Below are 19,431 nucleotides of genomic sequence, written 5' to 3'. Positions count from 1 at the left end.
TTATCGCACCTCCTCATGCTGTTTTGGTTTCTTGTCTGTACTGCGGGGCGGCACCGGGCGTTTCAGATGATCCAGCACCGAAGGCCGTGTGCTTTTGGCAACAACAGCCTCGGCGTGTGCCTGTCCCTTTCCGTCGATGTTGAGCAAAGTATCCAGCTCCACCAGACGGGCGTTTTTGCTTCTCAGTTCTTCTTCATAAAGGAATGGCTTTCCGACTTCCTCCTTTGCCGCAGCCTGCTGCTGATAGAGGTTATCCAGCTGGGCCTTTGCCGCCTCTAGACGCTGAGGCATCTGGGCGAGGGCATTGTCGATACGGGTAAGATTTCCGCGAGGGTCTGTACCAAGGGTTGCCCGGTGGGTCATCTGTCCTTTTAGCAGGAGCGTATATTCCTGTTTCCAAGCGGAAAATTCCACAGACATGGCATAGCCCCGGTAGCTGCCGATCTGCACCGGATCGGAGGTTTTGACCTCCTTGCAGGCATCCAAAAGGGCAGCACCGGCGTTCTCCTTATCGGTCAGCAGATCTCCACGAATCTCCATACCGGCAAAGCCGTCCTCCGGGTGCGGGTGAGCTGCCAAAACCTCCAGGTCAGATTCAAAGCCTTTGATAAAGCCCTTGTGCTTTTCAATCTCCTCCGGGAAATATTTGAGCAACTGATCCTCCAAGCGGTACTGCTTACTCTGGTGGTCGGCTTTCATCAGCTTCAGGCGGGATACCTCCACATCCAGATCCATACGCTCTTTGATACGGGGGTCTCCGGCGCACAGAGCCTTGATCTCGGCAAAGGAAAGCGCCGTTTCATCCACATCATCGCAGGAGCGCACCGGCGATTTAGAAGTCATGATCTGGCTGATGAATTTCTGCTTATTCTCCACGGTCTGCCAGAGGTATGCGTCGAAAGTTCCCTCGGTCACATAGCGATACACATGGACAAGGGGATTCTGGTTGCCCTGGCGCTCGATACGGCCCTTGCGCTGGGCAAGGTCTCCCGGTCTCCACGGACAGTCCAGGTCATGAAGTGCCACCAGACGGTCCTGCACATTGGTGCCTGCGCCCATCTTGGCGGTGCTGCCCATAAGCACACGCACCTGACCGGTACGGACTTTGGAGAACAGCTCCTTTTTCCGCACCTCGGTATTGGCCTCATGGATAAAAGCGATCTGGTCGGCAGGCATTCCCTGAGCAATGAGTTTCTGACGAATATCGTCATACACCGTAAAGGCCGGTTCCTGCTCCGGCAGAGGTACAGCGCCTTCCAGTGCGTGAAGCAGTGGATTATCCAGCGTTTTCGCCGCCTTGCTTGCAGGAGCTTTTGCCTGCGGGGTAGAAATATCACAGAACACCAGCTGGGTTAATTTATCAGCCTCGCCATCCCGCCAGATCTGCATGATGTTCTCTACGCATTGATTGACCTTTGTTCCGGGTTCGTCCGGCAGCATCTGGTTGACGATCCTCTGGTCCAGCCCCAGTTTACGGCCATCCGAGGTAATCTTGAGCATATTGTCCTGGGACGGGTCAACGGTTCCGCTGTGTACCAGCGATGCGCGCTCCGAAAGGGCCTTGACCATTTCCTGCTGATGTTCGGTAGGCTGCGCCACGATGTTGTGGTATTCCACTTCCGGGGTAGGCAGATTCAGCTGGTCGGCAGTCTTAATGTCAGCCACTTCTTTGAACAGGTTCATCAGCTCCGGCAGGTTAAAGAACTTGCTGAATCTCGTTCTTGCCCGGTAGCCGGTTCCCTCCGGTGCCAGCTCCAATGCTGTGACGGTCTCCCCAAATCGGGAAGCCCAGCAGTCGAAGTGGGTCATGTTCAGCTCTTGCAGGCGTTCATATTGAAGATAACGCTGCATGGTGTAAAGCTCGGTCATGGAGTTGCTGACCGGGGTGCCGGTGGCAAAGATCACACCACGATTTCCGGTGATCTCGTCCATATAGCGGCACTTGGCAAACATATCGGAGGATTTCTGCGCGTCCGATGTGGAAAGACCAGCCACATTCCGCATTTTTGTGTATAGAAACAGGTTCTTGTAGTTGTGGGCCTCGTCCACAAACAAACGGTCCACCCTTTTTTTCCTCTGACATGATGGCAAGCATCACATCTTCTGACAACTTCCCTTCCTGGCTGAACTTTTTCATTCGCTGAGCCTGAGAGAGAGAAGGGGTAGCCTGCTCATAGTCCATTGTTTCCACCAGCATTTGCTGTTCGTCCGGTTTCAAAAAAGAGAGTTCATAGGCTGGGTTAAATGCGATTTTCTTTTCATCCACCATATCCAAAAGCTCTGGAATCAGTTCAGTCAAACGAACATATCGCATTACCTGGATACCGCTTCGTTCACCGGCTTCTTTTGCCACCTGGTCTCTGGCGCTCAACTTCTGTTCAACTTGAACAGAAGTCAGGTCTGTTCTTGCTCCTTGATGTTTAATGGCTTCCAGCTTCATTTTGTAGGCAAAAGCCCTTTCACTGGGGAGCAGATTTTCTCGCTGCAAATTGCTGTCAACCATAATAATTGTGGCAGCATCGTCATCCAAGTCGCGCACAATGACAGGCATGGTTTCTTTTCCGGCCAATTCGCTGGCTCTGCGGCGTCTGTGACCGGCTACCAGCTCATAACCGCCATCAGGCAGTGGTCTGGCAATCGCAGGAACCAACACACCATACTTTTTGATGCTGTCTGCGGTTTCTATCATTGCATCATCATCCTTGACCTTGAAGGGGTGATCCTTGAACGGATGCAGTTCAGATAGGGGAATTTCCTGAATTTTTTCCAGTTGCTCGTCTTGCCGACTTTCTTCTGTAGAAAACAGGTCATCTACTGAGGCCAGCTCTATTTTTTTCGCGCTGCTTTTCAAGTTTCAATACCTCCTTCGTCAGATTTTTGTAGCCCTCAGCCACTTTGCCATTAGGATCATGGGCATAAATGCTTTTTCCTTCAGCACTGATTTCTTTAGCCCTGACAGAATGAGGAATTTCTGATGTAAAAACCTTGATCTTACTGCCATAGGTTTCGCGCAGAAGAGCGGAGATTTCTTTGGCAAAATTGGTTCGGCTGTCTACCATCGTCAGCAGAATCCCATCAATTTGCAGCTTGGGATTGATTTGTCTGCGAACCTTATTGATAGTTTGCAAGAGCTGCTCCAAACCTTTAGCTGGAAGATACTCTGCCTGGACGGGGATTATAACCCTATTAGCGGCAGCCAGTGCATTGACCGTAAGCATACCCAGGGAGGGCTGGCAATCAATAAGGATATGGGAGTATTGCCCCTTCAGCGTGTCCAGATATTGTCGCAGAATGGTTTCTCGGCTCATAGCGTTTACCAGAGATACCTCCATACCAGATAGCTGGATGTCCGCAGGCATCAGGTCTACGCCCTCAGGGTGGTGCAGGATACCCTCGCCGGGACGAATTGGTTCATCCATCAAAATACGGCCCATAGCGTCTGACAGTGTAAAGGGCAGCTTATCAGGCTGAGGATTGCCCAAGCTGATGGTCAGGCTTCCCTGTGGGTCTCCGTCAATCAGAAGGACTTTCTTCCCGGACTGCGCCAGACCAATTCCAAGATTGGCACAAGTGGTTGTTTTGCCGACACCACCTTTTTGGTTGGCTATGGCAATAATCTGTGTATTCATGATTTCACCTCATTTCTTTCTAAGTTTAGATATGAAAAAAAGTGCCTGCTTTACCTTTCCTGAGAAAGATAAAACAGGCACTTTCACTGGCTCAATACCTCTTGTAATGAACCTCTATGTATGGTAAACTATGTCCACGATACCATGAATATAATTAAGTCTCGACGGGAATTGAACTTTTGGCTAACGCCAAATTTCGCGCCTTTGCAAACAGAGTGCAAACAATAGGGGGCTAAAATCCTTTGTTTTTGCTTGATTTTGCTTGTACAAGGTTTATAGAGAACATGGAGAAAAGCCTTGATATAACTGCATTTTCTTTATCCCTGTTGATAGGGAATATATGCACTGGGTCCATCTCCTAAGGGGAAGGCCGCAGGTTCGACTCCTGTCTGGGACATATTGCGAAGATGCGAAGGATGTTTCCGCAAAGGAACTGTCCTTCGCATTTTATTTTACCCCACTGTGCAGTTTTCCACTTTTGGGGCCTGCGCCGTGCAAAGCGTCCTGTCTCCCGGACACAACAAAAGCGGCTTCGATCGCTCGAAGCCGCTTTATAACTGTGGAAGTGGAAACTCATTGGGTGAACTCAGTTTTCCAGCCAACCGTAATCAAATTCTGTAAAGTCGTGGATGTAGTGGTCTGCCCCCAGTGCCAGCAGCTCAGACCCGTCTGCCGTCTCTCCGATGCCCACGAGCCGGCCTGCGCCGTTTCGTTTTGCCAGAGCGATGGCGGTGACGCTGTCCTCGATGACCAAGCACTCAGAGAACGGAACACCCAGCCTCCGCGCCGCTTCCAGATGCATCTCGCCCTTGTCGGCATAGCTTCCGTCGTCGTATACGACATCCTGTTGTTTCAGCCAGTGACCGATTGGAAACGCGTCAAAGTAGAAATCAACATTCGCTTTTATGGAAGCACTCGCCAGCGCGAACGGGATGCCGCGCTTCTGTAAGCCTTGCAGCAGCTCTTCAGCACCTGCTACGAGGTGTAAACTGGCAGGATCGCTCCTGCACGCCTCCCGGTACAGAGCCTCTTTCTTTTCTGAATACTGCTGGCGCTCCGCAGGGGTGAGCCACGGGGCCATGTTCTTCAGGATGACGTCATTGCAGGGGCCGCATATCTTCGTCGAAGCAAGAGGGCTTTTGTCCTCGGGGTGCAGTTCATGATAAATCTTTGACCATGCTTCCATGTGGAAGTGGGTATCAAAGAACATCGTCCCATTAAAATCAAGAAGTACAGCGTGCATTGTAGCTCCAGCTTTGAATTAAGCGAAGATACCAAAGAATGCGCCAACCAGACCGATCACCAGCAGCAGAGCGATGCAGGTAACGGGCTTCCAGTTCTTCTTCTTCATCAGGAAGAACAGGCCGAGGGTCAGAGCCAGAGGGATCAGCTTGGGCAGGACGCCATCCAGAATGCTCTGGATAACGATGGGGCTGTCGCCGTTCTCGATGACGGTAGCAACGGTGGTGCCGCCGTAGTTGGAAGTCAGAGCACCGACGATGAAGACGCCCAGCATGGAAGCTGCACGGGTGAACTCCTTTGCGTTGGCAGTCAGGATGTCGATTGCCTTGGTGCCCAGATTATAAGACCAGTACATCAGGAAGAAGCGGCATGCGAACTGCACGATGTTAAAGATCAGCAGGAACATGATAGGACCAGCAAGCGAACCGTTGATGGCCATGTTCGATGTGATACCTGCGGTGATAGGAACCAGAGTGAACCAGAAGATTGCGTCGCCGATACCGCCCAGAGGACCCATAGCGGCAACACGCACGGCACGAATGGTTTCGATGTCAGCCTTCTGCTGTTCCAGAGAGAGGATGATGCCCATAACGAAGGTAACGAGGAAGGGGTGAGTATTGAAGAACTCAAGGTTATGCTCCATGGAGAGCTTCAGGTCTTCCTTGTTATCGCTGTGGATCTTTTCCAGACCGGGCAGGATGCAGTACAGCCAGCCGGCAGCCTGCATACGCTCGTAGTTGAAAGATGCCTGCAGGTTCAGGGAACGGAACACCATCTTATTCAGCGTAGCCTTATCCAAAGGCTGCGCGGGAGTCAGATTGTTGTAATGAGTTGCATTAGATGCCATCTTCGTCGTCGCCTCCATTCGCAGCAAAACCAGAACCAGCAGCCTGCTTGATAGCAACGCGAGTCTGGTAGTCGTACAGAGCAATTGCAATGCCCACAAATGCGATCAGCAACAGAGCAGAGCCGGACAGTTCGGGGATGTAGCCGATGATGGTTGCCAGAGCAAAACCAGCAAAGTAGATGCCCCAGAACTCGTTGGACAGCATGATACGCAGCAGGGTTGCGAAACCGACGAAACGCATCATACCACCGGCAGCGCCCAGACCAGCCATGACCCATGCGTACTTCGCAGCGAGGTTGCTCAGGGTAGTGCCCATTGCAGAGCCGCCCAGCATACCGAGGGTGCAGACAACTGCAAACAGCAGGCCCAGCAGAGCCATTGCCATATAGTTCAGACGGACAATGCCCTTAGTGTCGCCCTTTGCTGCCAGCTGGTCAGCCTTGGACATCATGGGGGACATGAGGGTGAACAGGAACGTGACCATGTACTGGCCGATCAGAGCGAAGGGAACTGCCAGACCGACAGCAGCGGTGGTATCCAGATGAGAAGAGATCGCAAACACAGCAGCCATGACGCCGCCGATGACTGCGTTTGGCGGCTGAGCGCCGCCGACCGGCATGTTGCCGATGGTCATCAGCTGGTAAGTACCGCCAACGATCAGACCGGTGGGAAGATCGCCCAAGATCGCACCGATGACAGCACCGGAAACGATAGGCTGGTACAGGGATTCCAAGAAATCAAACTGGTCGATGGCCACGATAAAGACCCACACAAAGACCAGAATGATCTGAAGTGCACTAAAGCCCATAATAAGTACTCCTTTTCAAGTATTTAGGAGAGCAGCCGTCTGTTTACTTGAACAGCTTGTCGGTGCTTTCCGCGTGTTCGGTAGGAACGCGGCGGATCTCCAGCTCCACACCAAGCTCCTGCAGCCGCTTGAAAGCAGCCACATCGGCGTCGTCAACGGCGACGGAACCTGCAACCTGACGCTTACCTTCTGCCATGTGCATGTTTCCGATGTTGACTTTCTTGATGGGGACGCCACCCTCCACCAGCTTGACGACATCCTGCGGGTTCTCGCAGACGATGAAGATCAGCTGCTTGGCGCTGGCCTTGTGGATGGTATCGATCGTCTTCTGGATGGTCCAGTAGCGCATTGCAGCGTAGGCGGGAGCAGCCATATTCATCAGGCCCTGACGCAGGCTGTTGCCAGCCACCTCGTCGTTGGCCACCAGAATAAGGTTTGCACCAATGGCGCCACACCACTGCGTTGCGACCTGACCGTGCACAAGACGGTTGTCGATCCGCGTAAGAACAATGTTCGGCATTCTCAAATTCCTCCTTGAGTTTTTTGTCTGAGTTTCCAATTCAGAGTAACTACATTATAGGCTATATTTGAACAAATGTCTTTATATTTTTTAACAAACTGTTTCGAAAAAACGGTTAAATTCAGCGAGTCTCATTACAATCTACCAAAAAAGTGCAAATAAGACTATTCAAATTGCCAAAAAAATGATATACTTTTTCAGTAAGGAGGGATTTGAATGCAACGCGAAACTTCCAACGACAGTTTTCTGGATTATGGCTCGGTCTATCATCAGCCCATCGACCGCGAACACCCGGAGCTGATTCATCAGACGATGGTCGCCATCACCCGCCGCTATGTCTCCCAGTTCTACTGCTTCAACTGCGATACCTATTTACAGGTAAAGGAGGGCATCGGCGTGCTGCTGGTCTCCCACACGGCGGACGCCGCCGCCGTGGAGGAGTTTGCCATGAACCGGCTCATCCACATCAAGCCGAACGTCTACTTCGCCGTCGTTTCCACGACCCAGAAGCTGGAATACGACCTCTACGCCGAGAGCAGTTATTCGCTTCACATCACGGACTTTCCTTCCCAGTACGAATTTCTGGCCGTCCTGCCCCGCATCGAGATCCAGAAGATCCTGGGCTACTACTACCGCATCCGCACCGAGAATTATTGCTTCAAGGGGGAGCAGCACGATTTTTTCGAGCTGACTTATGTGGACACCGGTGAGCTGGAAACGGAAGTGGACGGCACGCTCTACTACTTAAAGGAAAAAGACCTGATGATCTACGGCCCGGGCCAGTTCCACACCCAGTACACCGACGAAGAGCACAGGGCCTCCTATATGACCATCCTCTTCGATATGCGCAACCTGACGCCTGTGGAGCGGGAGGTCTGGTACGACGCCCTCATCAACCGGGTGTTCCACTACGACCAGAAGATCAACACCTTATTAAAAACCTTCGTCCGGGAGAGCACCACCGGCATCCCCTATATGAACAGCCTGATGCTCTGCCTGCTGACCGAGACCATCATCCGTCTGCTCCAAGGCACCTACGCCTCCCCCATGACGTCCGCCAGCAGCACAGCCCACCAGAGCGCGATGGACGAACTTTTCGACCGCATCATCGCCTACATCCACGACAACATCTACGACCCGCTGACCATCCCGGAGATCTGCGAGCACTTTTCGCTGTCCCGGTCGGCCCTGCAGCTGCTGTTCAAGAACTCGGTGGACCAGTCCCCCAAAAAGTATATCAACGACAAAAAGCTGGAGCGCAGCTGTCAGATGCTGCTCGAGAACCGCTACACCATCAGCGAGATCTCGCTGCGGCTGGGCTACAGCTCCATCCACTATTTCTCCAAATCCTTCAACATGAAGTACCATATGTCCCCCAGTGAGTTCGTCAAGCAGAACTGTCAGGCCAGTCTCTGATACTCATTATATATAGCAGTTTGCGTTTTTAATGCACAGACAACATCCGCAAATTGCATATCGCAAATATGCTATTCTGATCGGCGCTATTTTTGAAAATTGCGATAGAAGGAGGAGCACCCATATGAACCTCGGCATCCTCGGCACAGGCTCCATCGCCCGCACGATGGCGGCAGAGTTTGCGAAAGTCCCCGCATTCCACTGCGCGGCGGTCTGCTCCCGGCAGAAGGCCACCGGCGAGGCGCTGGCCCAGTCGTTCGGCATCCCGAAGGTCTACACCGACCTCGACGCCATGCTGGCCGATCCTGACATCGACCTCATTTACATCGCCACCCCCAACAGCCTCCATTACAGGCAGGCCAAGGCGGCGCTTCTGGCCGGGAAGAATGTCCTCTGCGAAAAGCCCTTCGTGCCCACTGTGGCCGAGGCCGACGAGCTGATCGGGCTGGCCAAAGAGCGGCATCTGTTCCTCTTCGAGGCCATCACCACGGCCCATCACCCCAACTATGCCCTCGTGAAGGAGCACCTGCCCGACATCGGCCCCCTCCGCATCGTCTCCTGCACCTTCTGCCAGTATTCCAGCCGGTACGATGCCCTGCTCTCCGGGCAGGTGCCGCCGGTGTTCGACCCGGCCTGCTGCGGCGGTGCGCTGATGGACCTCAACCTTTACAACGTCCACTTCGTGGTGGGCCTGTTCGGCGAGCCGATGTCGGTCAGCTACCACCCCAATCTTTACCGGAACGGCATCGACACCAGCGGCATCCTCCTGCTGGAATACCCGGACTTCCTCTGCCAGTGCACCGGCGCGAAGGACTGCGCCGCGCCGGGCAGCGTCCAGCTGGTGGGCGAAAAGGGCCGCATCCTCATCGAGCCGGGCAGCAGCAACTGCAAGAAGCTTCTCCTCGACCGCCCCGGACAGGAGACGTTCTCCCGCGAATGCGACGAGTCGCCATGGTATTATGAAGTATCGGACATCGCCGCCCTCCTCGCCGCCAAGGACTACGACGCCTGCTATCAGGCGCTGGAAAAGACCCGGCAGGTGGTGTCGGTCCTCGAGGCCGCCCGGCAGGACGCACAGCTGGACTTTTGAAAAATCAACCGCAAATGACAAACTCTTTAGCGTTTTTGCTCTTGCCAAATTAGCCGAGACTATCTATAATAAGGATGAATCGTTAAACTCTTAACGCTTTTGAAGAAGGTAAGCTATCAGGAGGTTTTACTATGTCTTTAGTTACGACCAAAGAGCTGATGCTCGACGCACAGAAGAACCATTACGCCATCGGCGCGTTCAATGCCGAGAACATGGAGATGGTGCAGGCCATCATCGCCGCTGCCGAGGAGCTGCGCGCTCCCGTCATCGTCCAGACCACCCCGGGCACCCTGAAGTATGCTTCTCCGGCCATGTTCCACGCCATGGTGGCCGCCGCTGCTTCTGAGGCCAGCGTCCCCGTCGTGATGCACCTCGACCACGGCAGCAGCTACGAGCTGGCCATGCAGGCATTCCGTGCCGGCTACACCTCCGTTATGATCGACGGCTCTCACCATGTGTTTGAGGAGAACATCGAGATCACCAAGTCCGTGGTCCGCGCCTGCCACGCCGCCGGTATCCCGGTGGAGGCTGAGCTGGGCAAGGTCGGCGGCAAGGAAGACGACCTTGACGGTGGCAATGGCAACGGCTACACCGTCCCTTCCGAGGCTGCTGAGTTTGCAGAGCGCACCGGCGTCGATTCTCTGGCTGTCGCCATCGGCACTGCCCACGGCGTCTACAAGGGAACGCCCAAGCTGGATATTGAGCGCCTGAGCGAGATCCGCAAGGTCGTGTCTGTGCCTCTGGTGCTCCACGGCACCTCCGGCGTGCCCGACGACGCCGTCCGTGAGTGCGTTGCACGCGGTATGTGCAAGGTCAACTACGCCACCGACCTGCGCATCGCCTTCAGCAAGGGCCTGAAGGAATACCTCGCCAAGGACCCTGAGGTCTTCGACCCGAAGAAGTACAGCGCCGTCGGCCGCGAGTACGTCAAGGAGTATGTCAAGAGCAAGATCCTTGTCTGCGGCAGCAACGGCAAGGCTTAATCACATAAAATCGCAGCGGGAGCGGACGCCCTTCGGGACGTCTGCTCCCGCTTTTTTGCTGTGTGAATACGGCAAGACCCCCGCAGAATGCTGTGAAGCCTCTGCGGGGGTCCTGTCGTTATGAAAGAAAGGTAAAGTATATAGCAGAATACAGGGGGACGCTGCTGCTTACTTCAGCAAACTCTGGACCGCATAGCGGGAGATGGTGATGATGACCTTGGGGGCCACCTCCACCCGGAGGGTATCTTCGTTGTCGATGCTGACTACCTTGCCGTAGACGCCGCCTGCGAACATGATGTGGGAGCCGACCTTCAGCCCCGTGTGCACCTCGCCCAGCTCCTTGCGCTTACTGCGCACGTTCTTGGCCGAGATGGCGTAGAGAATGAGGCCGATGACTCCCATGAGCACAGCCAGCGTGATGCAGGTCCAGAGGATCACTTCCCAGTTGATGGCCATAGATCAGATCCCGTCGCTTTCTTCAGATTCAGTCTCAGCAGTGGCAGCCTCCAGCTCAAACAGAGCGATGCAGTCCCTGCCGGTCTCGATCAGTTCATCAGCCAGCGAGCGGGGGTCATCCTCCATGTCCAGCATGGTCACGGCGGTAACGATCATGGGCAGGTTGGTGCCTGCGATGACTTCGATTTTCTGCTCCGGGCGTGCATACTTGCACTCCACAGCAGTCTTGAAGGGAGAACCGCCGGGCAGATCGGACAGCACCACGACGCCGTCGCAGCTCTTGAACTCGTCAAAAGCGGCGTTGAACTTCTCGGCCAGCTGCTCGGGAGTCATCCCCTCTTCAAAGTTGATGTAGCGGACATAATCATTTTCGCCCGCGATCATCTGCGCAGAGGTGTGGATGCCGTCTGCAAAATGGCCGTGGCCGGTAACTACCAAACCGATCATACTCGTTGCCCTCCTGAATTTATGACGTTGTTTTGATTATTTCAGCGTGTAGGGGTACAGGGTGACGCCCTTGACGACGCGGTTCACCTCGCCGGTGGGGCAGGGGTTGTCCGGGGTGATGCCCAGAGACAGGGACTTCATCAGAGCGATGGTCTGTGCGAAGAGGATGAAGTCCAGACCCAGCAGGACGTTCTCCATGTCAGCGCCGACTTTGATCTGGATGGGATAATCGGCCAGCTCTTCGATGCCCTCGCAGTCGTGGTTGTAGACGACGGCGATCTTGTTGCCCTTGCGCTGATGGGCCATCTCCTTGACCAGATCCAGCTCGTAGCGGCGGCGGTACTCGTCATCGCTCAGGTAAGCGACGGTCAGGGTGTTGTCGTCGATGATGGACTTGGGGCCGTGGCGGAAGCCCAGCTCGGAGTCGTACATGGTGGCGACCTTGCCGGCGGTCAGCTCGAGGGTCTTCAGAGCGGACTCCTGAGCGACGCCCTTCAGGCCGATGTTGCCCAGATAGACGATGCGGTTGTAATCGAACTCGTCCACGATCTTCTGTGCCAGACCGAACTGGTCATCGAGGAAGTGCTGACCGGCGACGGCCAGCTTCTCCACCTCAGCGGTGATCTCGTCCAGCTTGTCGAGGTTGAAAGCCAGATAGGTGGCCAGATACATATTGCTGTAGCTGGAAGTCATGGCGAAGGACTGGTCATGGGTCTCGGGGGTCAGGTTGATGGCGAAGCAGTTGTGACGGGTGTTTGCCAGCTTGGACAGGGTGCCCTCGTGGTTGCAGGTCACGAACAGGTGATACAGGTTCTGGCAGACGACCTCAGCGGCCTCCACGTTGCCCAGAGACTCGGGAGAGTTGCCCGAGCGGCCAAAGTTCACCAGCAGGGTGGGCTTGGTGCGGGAGAGGAAATTCTCGGGAGAGGGCACAAGGTCGGTAGAAGCGTAGGACTTGACCTTATAGTTATACTTGGGGTTCAGGGCCTGAAAGAGGGAGTTGCCGACGAACTCGCTGGTGCCGGCACCGGTGAGGACGATGTCGAAATCATCCTGCTTGACGACCTGATCGATAAAAGCCTGAAGCTCATCCTTGCAGGCGGCCAGCTGGGCGCAGGTCTTGCGCCATGTTGCAGGCTGCTGATAGATCTCGTGGGCCGTAAAGGTGGAAGACGTCTCCTTCATCTTCTCATCGGTCAGATTAAAAATGCTCATCCTAAATCTACCTCCTAATGGACACGGTAAAACTTTTTCTGATAATTCCATAGCAGAGCTGTTCCGCTCTCTTTTGTTTGTTATATCACATTCAAACCGCAGAAAACAAGGGGGTAACTGAAAGCCATAACTTTTTGATTGAAAAAGACAAACTGCCGCCCCGGCATCGGCCTCCCAAGCCGTTTTTTCGCTCATTTTTATAGCTTTTTGCCGAAAGGAATAACAACTCGATTGAAAATTATAAATATTTTTCCAAAGCCTTGCGGTATAATGAAATCAAGCGATCTACCCCAGAAGGAGGGCATTCAAAATGGTAATACAAAGCAAAAAGGTCTGGCTGGCAGACCAGTTCGTCCCTGCTGCCATTGAGGTGAATGACGGCAGGATCACCGCCATCCTGCCCTACGGCACCAAGGATGTGGACGACGATTACGGCGACAAGCGCATCGTCCCCGGCTTCATGGACATCCACTGCCATGGTGCCTACGAGTTCGACACCAACGATGCAAACGAGGACGGCCTGCGCTACTGGGCCGAGCACATCGTCTCGGAGGGCGTCACCAGCTTCCTCGCCACCACCATCACCCAGAGCGTCGAGGTGCTGACCAACGCCGTCACCAATGTGGCGAACGTCATGGAGAGCGGCTACGACGGCGCAGAGATTTTGGGCATCCACTTCGAGGGTCCCTACCTCGACATGAAGTACAAGGGCGCACAGCCCGACCAGTACATCGTGAAACCCACCATCGAGCAGTTCGAGCACTACCAGAAGGCGGCCCGGGGCCACATCCGCTATGTCACGCTGGCCACCGAGCACGATGAGGACTTTGCCCTCACCCGCTATCTGACCGCCCACGGCGTGGTGGTCAGCATCGGCCACAGCGGTGCCACCTACGAGCAGGCCGTCATGGCCTATGCCAACGGCGCACGCTCCATGACCCACGTCTATAACGGTATGTCGCCCTTCAACCACCGCGCCAACGGTCTGGTGGGTGCGGCCTACCGCATCCGCACCATGTACGGCGAGATCATCTGCGACGGTTGCCACTCCACCCCCGCTGCCCTGAACAACTACTTCATGAGCAAGGGGCCGGACTACGCCATCATGATCTCCGACGCCCTGATGGCCAAGGGCACTCCCGTGGGCAGCAAGTACCTCTTCGGCGGCAATGAGATCATCATCTACCCCGACGGCAGCGCCCATCTGACGGCCACCGGCGGTCTGGCAGGCTCTACCCTGAACATCAACAAGGGCCTGCGCATCCTTGTGGAGGAGGCTCTCGTCCCCTTCAACTACGCGCTGAACTCCTGCACCATCAACCCGGCCAAGTGCCTGCATCTGGACGACCGCAAGGGCTCCATCCGGGTGGGCAAGGACGCCGACCTTGTGGTGCTGGAAGACAACTACGACGTCCTGCAGACCTACTGCATGGGTCAGCCCAAGCTCTGAGAAGGAAACACGAAGGAGAAAATCGATCATGAAACATCCGCTTCAGGAAATGATGGACAAGCGCCGTCAGGGCATTCGCTGCGGCATCCCCTCTTATTGCAGCGCCAATGAGCTGGTCATCGAGATCGCTCTGCGCCGCGCCAAGGAGCGCAGCATCCCCGTCCTGATCGAGGCCACCGCCAATCAGGTCAACCAGTTCGGCGGCTACACCGGCATGAAGCCCGCCGACTTCTATCAGATGGTCCTGAAAATGGCCAAGGACATCGACCTGCCCGAGAACATGATGATCCTGGCAGGCGACCACCTCGGCCCCCTGACCTGGCAGAAGCTGCCCGAGGCTGAGGCCATGAAGAACTCGGTGGAGCTGGTCTACCAGTATGCCCGCGCCGGCTTTACCAAGATCCACCTCGACACCAGCATGAAGGTGGCTGACGACGCTCCCGGCCTGCTCAAGACCGAGGTCATCGCACGCCGCGGCGCAGCCCTCTACAAAGCCGCCATGAAGGGCTACGAGGAGCTGAAGGCCGAGAAGCCCGACGCCATGCGCCCCGTCTTTGTCATCGGCAGCGAGGTGCCCATCCCCGGCGGTGCTACCGAGGCTGAGGACACGCTGGCTGTCACCAGCCCCGATGCTTTCCGCGACACGGTCTCTACCTACCAGCGCGTCTGGACCGAAGAGGGCGTGGGCGACGGCATGAAGGACGTCATCGCCGTGGTCGTCCAGCCCGGCGTCGAGTTCGGCGACGAGCAGGTGTTCGACTATGACCCCGCCGCTGCTGTAGACCTGTGCGCCGCGCTGAAGGAGTTCCCCGACATCTGCTTCGAGGGCCACTCTACCGACTACCAGACCGCCGCCGACCTGTACAACATGGTCACCGACGGCATCGCCATCCTGAAGGTCGGCCCGGCCCTGACCTACGGCCTCCGCGAGGCCCTGTTCTCCCTCAGCATGATGGAGAAAGAGCTTGTCCCCGAGGATCAGCGCGCCAACTTCATCGAGACGCTGGACGCCGTCATGCTGGCCTCCCCCGCCAACTGGGAGAAGCACTACCACGGCGACGAGAAGCATCTGGCACAGTGCCGCAAGTACAGCTACTCCGACCGTGCCCGCTACTACATCGGCCAGCCCGAGGTGGTCGCCGCCATGAACAAGCTGTTCGACAACCTCCGCGCCTACCCCATCCCCATGAATATGCTCCACCAGTATATGCCCATCAGCTACGCCAAGATCCGCGAGGGCAAGCTGAAGCTCGACCCCCGTGAGCTGGCAATGGACGGCATCGTGCAGTTCATGCTGGACTACGAGAGCGCAGTCTGAGCCTTGATCGCCCCATCCCTCTTTCATTGATAAGGAGACTACGACCCATGAAACAGTTCCAGTATACCATCAAAGATGAACTTGGCGTCCACGCACGCCCTGCCGGCCTGCTGGTCAAGCTGGCCAAGCAGTATACCAGCACCATCACCCTCGAGAAGAACGGCAAGACCTGCGATATGCGCAAGCTGATGGCCGTGATGGGCATGGGCATCCGTCAGGGCGAGACCATCACCGTCACCGCCGAGGGCGGGGATGAGGCCGCCGCCATCGAGGCTGTGGAGAAGTTCCTGACCGAGAACGTCTGAGCATTACATTGAAAAAATGCCGCCGTGCAGTTCAGCGCTGCACAGCGGCATTTTTGTTGTTCTCAGAGAAGCTTGATGAAGTACAGGATGGCGAGAAGCAGGATGGCACCGCCCGCCACGACGAGGAAGCTGCGGTCTTTTTTGCCCGGCTCCGGCGCAGGGGCGGCGGACTGCTGGCCCTTTTTCAGCGAGCCGATGCCGTCGCCCAGCCTCTTGCGCTTGGGGTCGTCGTTCCGGCGGTAGATGCGGTTCAACGTACCCATGTAGCGGCTGTAGTCCTCCGGCTTGGGCTGTTCCTGCGGGGCTTCTGCCGTTTTCTTTTCGTTTTCGTCCATACGCTCCTCCGGGGCTTACAGCAGGCTCAGAGCCTCTTCGTCCGCCACGAGGGTGCAGTCGGGATGCAGCTGCAAAATCGAACCCGGGCACTCGGGGGTAACGGGGCCGGAGACGACCGCCTTGACCGCCTTGGCCTTGGCCAGACCGTTGGCCACCACCAGCACCTTGCGGGCCTGCATGATGGTCTTGATGCCCATGGTATAGGCCTGCTTGGGGACGAGGTCCTCGTTGCCGTCAAAGAAGCGCTTGTTGGCCTCGATGGTGGCCTCGGTCAGGTCAACACAGTGGGTCTCCAGCTCGAAGGCCTCGCCCGGCTCGTTGAAGCCGATGTGGCCGTTGGGGCCGAGGCCCAGCAGCTGCAGATCGATGCCGCCCACGCTGTGGATGATGTCGTTGTACTTGGCGCAGGCGTCGGCCGCGTCGGGGTTGGTGCCGTCGGGCAGATGGACGGCCTCGGGGCGGATGTTCACATGGTCGAACAGGTTCTTGTGCATGAAGCTCCAGTAGCTCTCGGGGTGCTCTTTGGGCAGGCCGCGGTACTCGTCGAGGTTGACGGTGGTGACTTCGGAGAAGTCGAGGTCGCCCTTGTTGTACCACTCCACCAGCTGTGCGTATGCGCCCACAGGGGTGCCGCCGGTCGCCAGACCCAGCACACAGTTCGGCTTCATGATGACCTGCGCGGAGATGATATTGGCTGCCTTGCGGGACATATCCTTGTAATCTTTTGCACGAATGATCTTCATTGGTAGAACCTCCTGATGCATTTTTGCTATCCTACCGCCTATTATACCATATTTTTCAGAAAGGAGTGCCAGTTTTTTGCATTTTCTGTTGTAATTTTGTGTCAACTTTTTATAATTTTCGGTCAGCAACCGCTTCCGTGAGCGGAGTGCAATGCCTGTGAAAACAGCTCCTTACTTTTGGAAAAGCAGGAGGTTCGTGAGGACAGCAAGGAGGAAAAGATGGACGGGGTAGAACCAGTAGAACGCCCACTGTTCGGCCCTTGAGCAGCTGCCCCGCTCGCCGCTATAAAACCACACCAGCCCGAAGGCCAGCGGGGCCACCGGCTCAAAGAGGGTGAAGACTGCGCCCGCGATGCACTGGGCCGCCCGGTCTTTCCGCGTCAGATAGAGGGCGAGGATGAGGGCCATCCCCATCACGTCGTAGTCGCAGCGGAGCAGCGCCGCCGCCCCGGTGCAGGCTGCCGCGCAGAGGATGCCCCGGGCGTCCGGCGTCCCCTCCCCGGTCCGGAAGGTGTCCAGCGCCTTCATGGCCAGCAGGCCCAGCAGCAGGGTAAAATAGACGTTCTGATGCCCCCACCAGACCCCGGAGAAGAAGGCCCAGTCGAAGGGGAACTCACTGAGGAGGGCAAAGCCCAGCATCCGCAGGGCGTATTTTCGGAAATCGTGGGTGTGCACGAACCCCTCCACCAGCAGGAAGCAGTAGATGGGAAAGGCCAGCCGCCCCGCCATCCGCATCACAAAATCCAGCCGGACGCCGCCCTGCCAGACGGCATTCTGCCGGAACAGGCCGTTTTCCAGCAGAGCCGCGCCGATGTGGTCGATGAGCATGGACAGGCAGGCGATGCGCTTCAGCGCCGTGCCGCTGAGGGAAAAGCCCGGGCGGGAAAGTGTGTTGTTTTGCATTTTGTCAGACCTCACATTTGAACTGTCCCCATTATATCGGTTCCGGGGGATCGTTTTCAACCATTTTCCCTTCCTGCGTGAAAAAAGACCTCCCCGCACCATTCGATACAGAGAGGTCTTTTGTTGTTATCTTCTTACCACAGCCGGATGACCTTGATGACGCCCTCGGCCTTGTCGCGGGCGATCTCCAGATGCTTCTGGAGGGCGTCGGCGGCGGTGTTCCAGTCGCCCTTCAGGGCAGGCTCGAGGATCTCCAGATGCTCCTCGCAGGTCTGCTCCCGGTTGATCATGCTCACCTTGCCGGTCATGATGCGGAACCGGGTGTTGAGGCCGGTGATCCGGTCGTAGGCCGAGCGCATATACTTGTTGGGCAGGGTGCTCATGAGCAGCTCGTGGAAGTCATCGTCCGCCTTGCAGAAGTCGTCGATGGTATCCGGGTCGTGCATCATCTGGACAAAGTGCTCCAGCTCCCCGTGGGGGATGTCTGCGCCATAGGTGCGCAGAGCATAAGGCTCCACCAGCAGACGCATCTCGAACATACTGTGCACATCGTCCTCGGTGATGCCGGAGACCATCAGCCCCTTCTTGGGCAGAATGGTGATCAGGCCCTCCTGTTCCAGACGCCCCAGCGCGTCCCGCATGGGGGTGCGGCTGATATTGCCCATCTCCGCGCAGAGCTTCTGCTCGTTCAGGAACTCGTTCGGGCGGTACTCACAGTTGAGGATCTTGGTCTTCAGGTACTGATATGCCTGCAGCTTCAGGCTCAGCTTTGCCTGTGTTTCCGTCTCTTTCATCTTCCTCTTCTCCAATCATTTCCTGCTGGACGTTCCACACGCGGTCTTCCGGTGCTGCTTGTATCCCTGAAACAATCCAACTATTCTCTCGATTTTATTATCACACAATAGGACATTTTTTACAAGAGTTTCTGCCTAAGTTTGGCTTGATTTCTGTTTTGCCCAAATATCATTCCTCATTTTTGCACATATTTCACAACCGTTTTTGTGCTTGTTGTCCGAATCCCCCTGTTGTTTTGCATCGAAGGATAAAATGTGATACACTACAAAGAGAAAGAAGGGATCTGCATCATGGCACGAAGCGACGGCTACAACACCAAGACCCGCCAGCTCATCTTAGATTATCTCATCCGCAACCGCCAGCACGCGGTCAGCGCCTCCAACATCCTCGAGCATCTGGAGGCCGAAGGGGCCAGCCCCAACCCCACCACCGTCTACCGCTATCTGGACAAGCTGGCCGGAGAGCAGCGGGTGATGAAATATGTGGCCGACAAGGGCGAAAAGGCCGTGTTCCAGTATGTGGACGAGGGCCGCCACTGCCGGGAGCACCTGCACCTCAAATGCGTGCGGTGCGGGCGCATCTATCATCTGGACTGCCACTTCATGGACGAGGTGCGCGCCCACCTGATGGCCGAGCACGGCTTCACCCTGCAATGCGAGGGCAGCGTTTTGTATGGTATGTGCCGCAGCTGCGCCGCAAACGAGGCTCAGGACGGGCAGGCTGCACAAACCTGTAAAAATTGCTGCGCAGAGGTTGACACGGAGAAAAAGCAGTGATACAATTCTCGCAAGAAAAGCGTTGAACGGGAAAAGTAAGGCCCTGAGCGCCCTCTTCCAGAGAGTGCGGGCAGGTGTGAGCCGCGCAGATGGCCGGGCCTGAACGAACCCCCGTGAGCTTCCCCCTGAACCCCCGGGTGCTGTGGCGCTGC

At 56.1% G+C, this 19,431-nt stretch carries 19 protein-coding genes, 2 pseudogenes and 1 other annotated feature (1 of these 22 only partly in view); of the genes and pseudogenes, 7 read left to right on the top strand and 14 right to left on the bottom strand.

Annotated features, from left to right (window positions below; translation table 11 throughout):
* The 7 genes and pseudogenes from LKD23_RS03455 to agaV all read right to left on the bottom strand — a co-directional run.
* A pseudogene (locus tag LKD23_RS03455) lies at positions 1-2,064 on the bottom strand (helicase-like domain-containing protein); the annotation flags it as partial.
* 1 nt (position 2,065) lies between these two features.
* A pseudogene (locus LKD23_RS03450) lies at positions 2,066-2,851 on the bottom strand (ParB/RepB/Spo0J family partition protein); the annotation flags it as partial.
* Entirely contained in the window at positions 2,808-3,629 is an 822-nt protein-coding gene (locus LKD23_RS03445) for a ParA family protein (protein ID WP_002569249.1), read from the bottom strand. The pseudogene LKD23_RS03450 and the gene LKD23_RS03445, both read right to left, overlap by 44 nt.
* Before the next feature lie 586 nt (positions 3,630-4,215).
* The gene (locus LKD23_RS03440) at positions 4,216-4,872 is read right to left on the bottom strand and encodes an HAD family hydrolase (RefSeq protein ID WP_227620380.1); all 657 of its coding nucleotides are present in this window, start codon (positions 4,870-4,872) and stop codon (positions 4,216-4,218) included.
* An 18-nt stretch (positions 4,873-4,890) separates the two neighbouring features.
* On the bottom strand, positions 4,891-5,718 hold the full coding sequence (locus LKD23_RS03435) for a PTS system mannose/fructose/sorbose family transporter subunit IID (protein WP_227620379.1): 828 nt from the start codon (positions 5,716-5,718) through the stop codon (positions 4,891-4,893).
* Positions 5,708-6,526, bottom strand: a complete 819-nt coding sequence (locus LKD23_RS03430; RefSeq protein WP_227620378.1) for a PTS mannose/fructose/sorbose/N-acetylgalactosamine transporter subunit IIC — start codon at positions 6,524-6,526, stop codon at positions 5,708-5,710. The genes LKD23_RS03435 and LKD23_RS03430 overlap by 11 nt, the downstream gene beginning before the upstream one ends.
* A gap of 43 nt (positions 6,527-6,569) precedes the next feature.
* Positions 6,570-7,046, bottom strand: a complete 477-nt coding sequence (gene agaV, locus LKD23_RS03425; RefSeq protein ID WP_227620377.1) for a PTS N-acetylgalactosamine transporter subunit IIB — start codon at positions 7,044-7,046, stop codon at positions 6,570-6,572.
* Positions 7,047-7,262: 216 nt separating this feature from the next.
* On the opposite strand from agaV, the gene LKD23_RS03420 reads away from it, so the two are divergent.
* The 3 genes from LKD23_RS03420 to fba all read left to right on the top strand — a co-directional run bounded on the left by LKD23_RS03420 (position 7,263) and on the right by fba (position 10,535).
* Complete coding sequence (locus LKD23_RS03420; protein ID WP_227620376.1) at positions 7,263-8,462, top strand: AraC family transcriptional regulator; 1,200 nt, start codon at positions 7,263-7,265, stop codon at positions 8,460-8,462.
* 124 nt (positions 8,463-8,586) lie between these two features.
* Positions 8,587-9,552, top strand: a complete 966-nt coding sequence (locus LKD23_RS03415; protein WP_227620375.1) for a Gfo/Idh/MocA family protein — start codon at positions 8,587-8,589, stop codon at positions 9,550-9,552.
* Between the two features lie 131 nt (positions 9,553-9,683).
* The gene (gene fba / locus LKD23_RS03410) at positions 9,684-10,535 is read left to right on the top strand and encodes a class II fructose-1,6-bisphosphate aldolase (protein ID WP_227620374.1); all 852 of its coding nucleotides are present in this window, start codon (positions 9,684-9,686) and stop codon (positions 10,533-10,535) included.
* Positions 10,536-10,703: 168 nt separating this feature from the next.
* On the opposite strand, the gene yajC is transcribed toward fba, so the two are convergent.
* The 3 genes from yajC to LKD23_RS03395 are packed head-to-tail and all read right to left on the bottom strand — an operon-like array spanning position 10,704 to position 12,653.
* Positions 10,704-10,991 carry a preprotein translocase subunit YajC gene (gene yajC / locus LKD23_RS03405; RefSeq protein WP_227620373.1) on the bottom strand — a complete coding sequence of 96 codons (288 nt, stop codon included), beginning with the start codon at positions 10,989-10,991 and terminating at the stop codon, positions 10,704-10,706.
* A gap of 3 nt (positions 10,992-10,994) precedes the next feature.
* Positions 10,995-11,438, bottom strand: coding sequence for a PTS galactosamine/N-acetylgalactosamine transporter subunit IIA (agaF, locus tag LKD23_RS03400; protein WP_149794804.1), 444 nt, complete (start codon positions 11,436-11,438; stop codon positions 10,995-10,997).
* A gap of 36 nt (positions 11,439-11,474) precedes the next feature.
* Positions 11,475-12,653 carry an AgaS family sugar isomerase gene (locus LKD23_RS03395; RefSeq protein ID WP_227620372.1) on the bottom strand — a complete coding sequence of 393 codons (1,179 nt, stop codon included), beginning with the start codon at positions 12,651-12,653 and terminating at the stop codon, positions 11,475-11,477.
* Between the two features lie 310 nt (positions 12,654-12,963).
* Between LKD23_RS03395 and nagA the strand changes: the two genes are divergently transcribed.
* Genes nagA through LKD23_RS03380 form a run of 3 tightly spaced genes read left to right on the top strand, consistent with a single transcriptional unit; the run spans position 12,964 to position 15,726 of the window.
* A complete protein-coding gene (nagA, locus tag LKD23_RS03390; protein ID WP_227620371.1) occupies positions 12,964-14,103 on the top strand; it encodes an N-acetylglucosamine-6-phosphate deacetylase in 1,140 nt (379 codons plus the stop codon).
* A 28-nt stretch (positions 14,104-14,131) separates the two neighbouring features.
* Positions 14,132-15,421 carry a class II D-tagatose-bisphosphate aldolase, non-catalytic subunit gene (locus tag LKD23_RS03385; protein WP_227620370.1) on the top strand — a complete coding sequence of 430 codons (1,290 nt, stop codon included), beginning with the start codon at positions 14,132-14,134 and terminating at the stop codon, positions 15,419-15,421.
* A 47-nt stretch (positions 15,422-15,468) separates the two neighbouring features.
* Positions 15,469-15,726 carry an HPr family phosphocarrier protein gene (locus LKD23_RS03380; RefSeq protein WP_227620369.1) on the top strand — a complete coding sequence of 86 codons (258 nt, stop codon included), beginning with the start codon at positions 15,469-15,471 and terminating at the stop codon, positions 15,724-15,726.
* Positions 15,727-15,788: 62 nt separating this feature from the next.
* On the opposite strand, the gene LKD23_RS03375 is transcribed toward LKD23_RS03380, so the two are convergent.
* The 4 genes from LKD23_RS03375 to LKD23_RS03360 all read right to left on the bottom strand — a co-directional run bounded on the left by LKD23_RS03375 (position 15,789) and on the right by LKD23_RS03360 (position 18,502).
* The gene (locus tag LKD23_RS03375) at positions 15,789-16,061 is read right to left on the bottom strand and encodes a hypothetical protein (protein WP_227620368.1); all 273 of its coding nucleotides are present in this window, start codon (positions 16,059-16,061) and stop codon (positions 15,789-15,791) included.
* Between the two features lie 15 nt (positions 16,062-16,076).
* Positions 16,077-16,805, bottom strand: a complete 729-nt coding sequence (nagB, locus tag LKD23_RS03370) for a glucosamine-6-phosphate deaminase (protein ID WP_227620367.1) — start codon at positions 16,803-16,805, stop codon at positions 16,077-16,079.
* A 171-nt stretch (positions 16,806-16,976) separates the two neighbouring features.
* Positions 16,977-17,708, bottom strand: coding sequence for a TraX family protein (locus LKD23_RS03365; RefSeq protein WP_227620366.1), 732 nt, complete (start codon positions 17,706-17,708; stop codon positions 16,977-16,979).
* 134 nt (positions 17,709-17,842) lie between these two features.
* A complete protein-coding gene (locus LKD23_RS03360; RefSeq protein WP_227620365.1) occupies positions 17,843-18,502 on the bottom strand; it encodes a GntR family transcriptional regulator in 660 nt (219 codons plus the stop codon).
* Positions 18,503-18,793: 291 nt separating this feature from the next.
* Between LKD23_RS03360 and LKD23_RS03355 the strand changes: the two genes are divergently transcribed.
* Positions 18,794-19,279, top strand: a complete 486-nt coding sequence (locus LKD23_RS03355) for a Fur family transcriptional regulator (protein WP_227620364.1) — start codon at positions 18,794-18,796, stop codon at positions 19,277-19,279.
* A gap of 13 nt (positions 19,280-19,292) precedes the next feature.
* Positions 19,293-19,431: a binding site (T-box leader), on the top strand (it continues 131 nt past the right edge of the window).

Source organism: Faecalibacterium butyricigenerans, from assembly GCF_020687345.1.
In the GTDB taxonomy this organism is placed as follows: Bacteria; Bacillota; Clostridia; order Oscillospirales; family Ruminococcaceae; genus Faecalibacterium; species Faecalibacterium butyricigenerans.
Note: the sequence above shows the minus strand (reverse complement) of the source record. Positions and strands in the feature narration are given on the sequence as shown.